This window comes from Novosphingobium sp., from assembly GCF_036733805.1.
Taxonomy (GTDB): Bacteria; Pseudomonadota; Alphaproteobacteria; order Sphingomonadales; family Sphingomonadaceae; genus Novosphingobium.
Genome location: NZ_DAIMZT010000094.1, coordinates 1 through 6525, shown reverse-complemented (window position 1 = coordinate 6525; position 6525 = coordinate 1). Strand labels below are relative to the sequence as shown.

Annotated in this window: 8 protein-coding genes; 4 read left to right on the top strand and 4 right to left on the bottom strand. The window is 61.5% G+C overall.

Annotated elements, in window-relative coordinates; genetic code table 11:
- The first annotated feature begins 27 nt into the window (after positions 1-27).
- Entirely contained in the window at positions 28-801 is a 774-nt protein-coding gene (locus tag V7D69_RS14905; RefSeq protein ID WP_324063831.1) for a HesA/MoeB/ThiF family protein, read from the top strand.
- A 13-nt stretch (positions 802-814) separates the two neighbouring features.
- Here V7D69_RS14905 and V7D69_RS14900 read toward each other — a convergent pair whose 3' ends face one another.
- Positions 815-1522 (bottom strand): NAD-dependent deacylase, encoded by a 708-nt coding sequence (locus V7D69_RS14900; RefSeq protein WP_333606187.1) that lies wholly within the window; start codon positions 1520-1522, stop codon positions 815-817.
- A 120-nt stretch (positions 1523-1642) separates the two neighbouring features.
- On the opposite strand from V7D69_RS14900, the gene dapB reads away from it, so the two are divergent.
- Genes dapB through V7D69_RS14885 form a run of 3 tightly spaced genes read left to right on the top strand, consistent with a single transcriptional unit; the run spans position 1643 to position 3435 of the window.
- Complete coding sequence (gene dapB / locus V7D69_RS14895; protein ID WP_324063829.1) at positions 1643-2371, top strand: 4-hydroxy-tetrahydrodipicolinate reductase; 729 nt, start codon at positions 1643-1645, stop codon at positions 2369-2371.
- A complete protein-coding gene (gene nth / locus V7D69_RS14890) occupies positions 2368-3027 on the top strand; it encodes an endonuclease III (RefSeq protein ID WP_324063828.1) in 660 nt (219 codons plus the stop codon). The genes dapB and nth overlap by 4 nt, the downstream gene beginning before the upstream one ends.
- Positions 3028-3039: 12 nt before the next feature.
- Positions 3040-3435 (top strand): hypothetical protein, encoded by a 396-nt coding sequence (locus V7D69_RS14885; protein ID WP_324063827.1) that lies wholly within the window; start codon positions 3040-3042, stop codon positions 3433-3435.
- A 12-nt stretch (positions 3436-3447) separates the two neighbouring features.
- Here V7D69_RS14885 and V7D69_RS14880 read toward each other — a convergent pair whose 3' ends face one another.
- The 3 genes from V7D69_RS14880 to V7D69_RS14870 all read right to left on the bottom strand — a co-directional run.
- On the bottom strand, positions 3448-4767 hold the full coding sequence (locus tag V7D69_RS14880) for a dicarboxylate/amino acid:cation symporter (protein ID WP_324063826.1): 1320 nt from the start codon (positions 4765-4767) through the stop codon (positions 3448-3450).
- Positions 4768-4819: 52 nt separating this feature from the next.
- A complete protein-coding gene (gene dapE, locus V7D69_RS14875; protein WP_324063836.1) occupies positions 4820-5998 on the bottom strand; it encodes a succinyl-diaminopimelate desuccinylase in 1179 nt (392 codons plus the stop codon).
- A 159-nt stretch (positions 5999-6157) separates the two neighbouring features.
- Positions 6158-6525 (bottom strand): glutathione S-transferase C-terminal domain-containing protein (locus V7D69_RS14870; RefSeq protein WP_333606186.1); only part of this gene is annotated, 368 nt, incomplete at its 5' end.

The window sequence follows — 6525 nt, the reverse complement described above, 5'->3', positions numbered from 1 at the left end:
TCCGACGCGGCATGACCTCTGCGGGAAATGACCCTTTCCTCTGATCGGCTCACCCGTTTCGCCCGGCATATCGTGCTGCCCGAGATCGGCGGCGCGGGCCAGGTGGCGCTATCGCAGGCACACGTAATCCTTGTCGGCTGCGGCGGGATCGGCAGTCCTGTACTGCAATATCTCGCCGCAGCCGGTATAGGACGACTGACGCTGGTGGATGATGACGTGGTGGACGTCAGCAATCTGCAGCGCCAGACGATTTACACGCCGTCTGATATCGGCAAGCCCAAGGCGGAAACGGCAGCCGAATGGGTGCGGCGTTTTGATCTTGGCCTCAAGGTGGACGCAGTCGTCGCGCGGGTAAGGGGGGACGACGCTGGTCAGGTCCTTTCCGGCGCGAGTCTCGTATTGGATGGGTGTGACAACTTCGCGACTCGGCTTGCAGTGTCAGATAGTTGCGTGAATTTAGGCATTCCTCTCACCAGTGCGGCGGTTGGGCGCTTTCAGGGGCAAATCGGCAATTTCGCGGGGCATCTTGCGGATCAGCCCTGTTACCGATGCTTCGTCGGCGATGCCTTCGACGCCGAAGATTGCGACACCTGTGCAGCTGACGGGGTGCTGGGCGCGATGGTGGGCATGGTCGGAACTTTTGCAGCCATGCATGCGATTCGCGTGCTGCTGGAGGGCCACGCCGCTTTTGGCGACCCGCAGTTCGGGACCTTGCACCTTATCGACGGGCTTGCCCCGTCCATGCGGGCTTTGCGCATCACCAAGGACCCGGCCTGCAAGGGATGCGGTGTAAGTTCCTGAGGGAACGTTCTTTCTAACCGCGCGCCGTCAGCATCTCATCCACCCATGCCGGCACGAGTTCGCCGGCCGGGCCGTGGCGTGCTTCGTCAAACCACAAGGAGCCTTGCGAGGGTTCGAGGTTCAGTTCCAGAGTCGCCGCTCCGAGATCGCGGGCGTTGCGCACGAAACCCGCAGCGGGGTAAACCGCGCCTGACGTGCCGATCGAGACGAACAAGTCAGCTTCGCGCAGCGCCGCGAATATCTCATCCATGTAATAAGGCATCTCGCCAAACCAGACAACATCAGGGCGCAATGCCTTTTCGCCACATCGCGGACAAGCCGGCCGGCTAATCAGCGGCCCGGTCCAGCGCGAGCGGACATCACAGGCCCTGCACCAGGCATTAAGATGCTCCCCATGCATGTGCAGCACGCGTTTCGCGCCCGCCCGTTCATGCAGATCGTCAACATTCTGCGTCACAATCAGCAAGGGGTCCGGCCATTCCCGGTCGAGCCTTGCCAGCGCGAGATGGGCCGCGTTGGGTGCCTTGGCCTGAATCGCTTCGCGGCGCATGTCGTAAAAGTGCAGGACGAGGTCAGGATCACGCGCAAATGCCTCCGGGGTCGCAACATCTTCAACGCGATGTTGCTCCCAAAGTCCGCCACCACCTCGAAACGTGTCAATGCCACTTTCCGCCGAGACGCCTGCGCCAGTCAGAATCACGATGTTGCGGATTTTGCTCAAATTTGCCTCGTTTTCATCATCCCGAACTTGTTTCAGCCTCCATCGTGCCCCAAACACGGCGCCAAGCATGGCGCAGAATAGCCCCTGAACCAAGTTCGGGGTGACGAAGGATTTGAAGCAGTGGCGAGAATCGGAATCATCGGCAGCAACGGGCGCATGGGCCGCGCGATCGCAGAAGCTGTCGTCGCGGCCGGTGAGGACTTGTCCGGTGGTGTAGATAAAGATGGCGATGTGAGCCCTCTCGCCGCACAGAGCGATGTGCTTATCGACTTTTCCAGCCCCGCCGCGCTCGAAGGCAATCTCGAAGTTGCCGTGGCGGCAAGCGTGCCAATCGTCATCGGCACCACTGGGCTTGAGGAACGCCATCACTGGCTGATTGACAGCGCCGCTGAAAAGATCCCGGTGCTGCAAACCGGCAATACCTCACTTGGCGTCACGCTCCTCGCTCACCTCGTGCGCGAGGCGGCAAGCCGTCTCGGAGAGGATTGGGATATCGAGATCATCGAGACGCACCACCGCATGAAAGTGGATGCCCCTTCAGGCACGGCGCTGCTACTGGGCGAAGCGGCGGCGCAAGGACGCGGGATCGGCCTTGCCGAAAGCAGCGTGCGCGGCCGAGACGGCATCACCGGCAAGCGCGAGACAGGCACGATCGGCTTCGCAAGCTTGCGTGGCGGCACCGTTGCGGGCGACCACACCGTCCACTTCCTGGCTGATAACGAACGCATCGCCCTTTCGCACCTCGCCGAGAACCGGGGCATATTCGCAAAGGGCGCGGTCAAGGCGGCGCAGTGGCTTCTGAGTCAAGCGCCGGGGCGCTACCGGATGGCTGAGGTATTGGGCCTTTGAAGAAAGACGATATCTTCGAATTTTTCCGCCGCCTTGCAGAGTTGAACCCCTCCCCCGAGACAGAACTCCAGTTCGGCAATACTTATCAGCTTCTAGTCGCCGTAGTGCTTTCGGCGCAGGCCACCGACGTGGGCGTGAACAAGGCGACGCGAGCGCTATTCCAACAGGTGAAGACACCGCAGCAGATGCTGGACCTCGGCGAAGATGGTCTGAAGACACATATCAGGACTATCGGCCTCTTCAATTCCAAGGCGAAGAACGTCATCGCCCTCTCCGAGATCCTGGTGCGCGACTACGACGGCGAAGTGCCCGATGATCGGGATGCGCTGGTCGAATTGCCGGGCGTGGGGCGCAAAACGGCCAATGTGGTGATGAACTGCGCTTTCGGTGCAGAGACCTTCGCGGTCGATACGCATATCTTCCGCGTCGGCAATCGCACCGGCCTCGCCAAAGGCAAGACACCGCTGGCTGTGGAAAAGCAGCTGGAAAAGAAGGTGCCCGCGCCTTTCCGTGTCGGCGCGCATCATTGGCTGATCCTGCACGGCCGCTACATCTGCAAGGCGCGCACGCCGGAATGCTGGCGCTGTCCAATCGTTGACTTGTGCGCTTACAAGGACAAAATACTGAAGAAGGGCGGGGGCAGGAAAGCATCTTGAGAGGAGATTGCCGTGAAAAGCGCCGCTGCATTATTCCTGTCATTGGCCCCGCTGGCCTTGGCTGCCTGCACCGAAGGCGAACCGGGCCAGGCACCCCCCGTCATACCCGCCGCCGAAGCGATCGGCCCTGCACAGGACTGTTTGACGATCACCCAGTTTTCGAACACCCGCATTCGTGATGATCGGACCATAGACTTCTTCGCCGGCGCCGGCGGCAAAGTCTGGCGCGTGACGCTGCCTAATACCTGCGGTGGCCTGAAATCAGCCGACACCTTCACTTACGCGACCTCGCTTACGCAGCTTTGCCGGACCGATATCATCTATCCGCTGAACCGGTACGGCGGCAGTTTTCAGCGCGGAGGCGGCTGCGGCATGGGGCCGTTTGTGCCTGTAAAGCTGACACGATAGATTTTACCGCGTTCAACCTTCGAACTGCTCCGGATCGAGATTGAGCCCCGCCCGCCCATGAGCGGCCGTGCGCGACGGCGCATGAAGCGGCTCGGCTTCGGCGGCCATCAGCGGCTGCAGCATCCCCTCGCTACGGGTAATGACGGAAGTGGCCACCGCATTGCCGACCACATTGGTGGCCGAGCGTCCCATATCGAGGAAAGTGTCGATCCCCAGCAGCAGCGCAATGCCCTCCACCGGCAGGCCGAATTGCGCCAGCGTCGCCGCGATCACCACCAGACTGGCGCGCGGCACTCCGGCGATGCCCTTTGAACTGACCATCAGCGTCAGCAGCATCAGGACCTGCGCACCCAGCGATACGTGGATGCCATAAGCCTGCGCGATGAAGATGGTCGCGAAGCTCATGTACATCATCGAGCCGTCCAGGTTGAACGAATAGCCCAGGGGCAGGATGAAACCGGAAATGCGGCGAGGCACGCCGAAACGGTCAAGCTGCTCGAACAGCTTGGGCAGCCCCGCCTCCGAAGATGCGGTCGAAAACGTCAGCAACAGCGGTTCGCGGATATAGCGGATCAGCGTGAAGATGCGCCCGCGCAGGAACACCGCGCCCAGCGAAAGCAGGATCGTCCAGAGCAGCAGCAATCCGAAATAAAACTCGCTTATCAGAACCCCATACGTAACGACGATGCCAAGACCTTTGGTGGCGATCACGCTGGCGAGCGCGCCAAAGACCGCGAAAGGGGCAAAACGCATAACGTAGTCGGTAATCTGGAGCATGAGCTGCGCCAGTGCTTCGCTGGCCTTGACGATCGGCTCGCCCTTTTCTCCAATCGCGGTAAGCCCCACGCCGACGAAGATCGAAAACACCAGGATCTGCAGGATATTATTGTTCGCCATCGCCTCAAATGCGCTGGCAGGGAATATCTCCAGCACGAAGTGGCGAAACGAGAGCTGGCTGGTCGCCAGCTCGCCGAGATCGGTGGCGGCCTTCAGCCCGACGCCCACGCCGGGGCGAAACAGATTGACCAGCACCAGCCCAAGCGCGAGCGAGATCAGGCTGGCAGAGACAAACCAGCCTAACGCCTTGCCGCCGATCCGCCCCAGCGCAGCGCTGTCTCCCATGCCGGCAATTCCGGTCACGATGGTCGCGAAGACCAAAGGAGCGATTATCATTTTGATGAGCTTGAGGAATACGTCCGGCAACAGCTTGAGATAATCGGCCCAGACGGTCAGCGCCGGGTCGCCGGCCGCATATGCGACATTAAGCGACCACCCCAGCGCGATACCGAGGACCATGCCCGCGATGATAAGTAAAGTCAGCCGTTTGGCCACGCAGCCCCCGCACGATTGATGCTGCGCGAACCTAACAGCGCAACCCGGCGGGTCAACGGCGCTGCGTTCCGGGCGACGAAAGGGCCGCTTCGGCGACCCGGCGATAAATCCGGGCCAGCACTTCCAGATCGGCAAGCGCCACCGCCTCGTCGCGCTTGTGCATCGTCGCGTTGCTCAAGCCGAACTCGATGACCGGACACAGATCCTTAAGGAAGCGCGCATCCGAGGTGCCGCCACTGGTAGAAAGCTCCGGTTCCAAACCGGTCTCGTTGCGAATCGCGTCCGCCAGCAGGTTGGAGAACGGCCCCGGCTCGGTCAGGAATGCCTCGCCCGAAATGACCGGATGAGCCGTTCCGCCGTGCTTCTCGGCAATGGCGCTGACACATGCGCCCAGTTCGGCGCCGGTATGCAGATCGTTGAAGCGGATCGAGATGCGCGCGCTGGCCTTTGCGGGAATGACATTATGCGCCGGATTGCCGACGGTAAGGTCGGTGATCTCGATATTGCTGGGCTGGAACCAGTCCGTGCCTTTGTCCAGCACCACCGCGTCCAACTCGGCCAGCATCGCCACCAGTCTGGTGATCGGATTATCGGCCAGATGCGGATAAGCCACGTGGCCTTGCACGCCCTCTACATTCAGGAAGATGTTCACGGAACCGCGCCGGCCGATCTTCATCATGTCACCCAGCCGGTTCACCGAGGTCGGCTCACCGACAAGGCAAATATCCGGAATCTGCCCGCGTTCGCGCATCAGGTCGATCAGGGCGACCGTGCCATGGCGTGCAGGCCCTTCCTCGTCACCAGTGATGATGAAACTGATTGTGCCCGCCTCGGCCGGTATTTCGCGCAAGGCGGCGATCATCGCCGCGATAGCACCCTTCATGTCCACCGCACCGCGACCATAGAGCAGCGCCCCTCGCCGCTCCGGCAGGAACGGCGCGGTGGTCCACCCCTCACCCGGCGGCACGACATCAAGATGCCCGGCAAAGGCGAAGTGGCGCGAACCTTCCGGACCTTGCCGCACGGCGAAGAGATTCTCCACCGGACCATCAGGCGCCTCTCCGGCTATGAAGCGAGTCACTTCAAAGCCCAGCGGGGCGAGTTGCTGTTCCAGGCAATCGAAAACCATGCCCGTCGCGGGTGTTACGCTGGGACAGGCTATCAGAGCTTCGGCAATCTCGGCAACGGTCGCGATCTGAGGCATAGTGCGCCCATCGCACAAGCCCGCCATAATGGCCATAGGAAGAACCCCTCAGGCCCGAGTTGAGCCTCGAAGCGCTTCGGCGAAGCGGATTAGAAATATCGACATATTCCCTCGCCATCTCTCATCGCGCCGAACCAAATTCGGCTCCGTCCGGTGACCCACACCGGTCGAGAAGTGCTTTAAGGGCTATGCCACCGGCATCTCGAACTGCTCGATCACCCATTCCTCCGATTCGGCGGCGGCGATCCATTGCTGCATCCACTCGTGTTCCCAGATCGCCTGCATATAAGCCTGGGCGAAGCCCGGCACGCCGATGCCGTAAGTGAGGAAGCGGCTGACCACCGGGGCATAGACGACATCCGCGGCGCCGAAAGTGCCGAACAGGAACGGCCCGCCCTTGCCGAAGCGCGCCCGCGCCTCAGCCCAAAGCGTCAGGAGGCGCACGATATCTGCCTGCACTTCCTCATCGATAACTACGCCCTGAACCCGTGCGCGGATGTTCATGGGGCAGGCACGGCGCAGCGGCAGATAACTGGAATGCATCTCCGCCACCA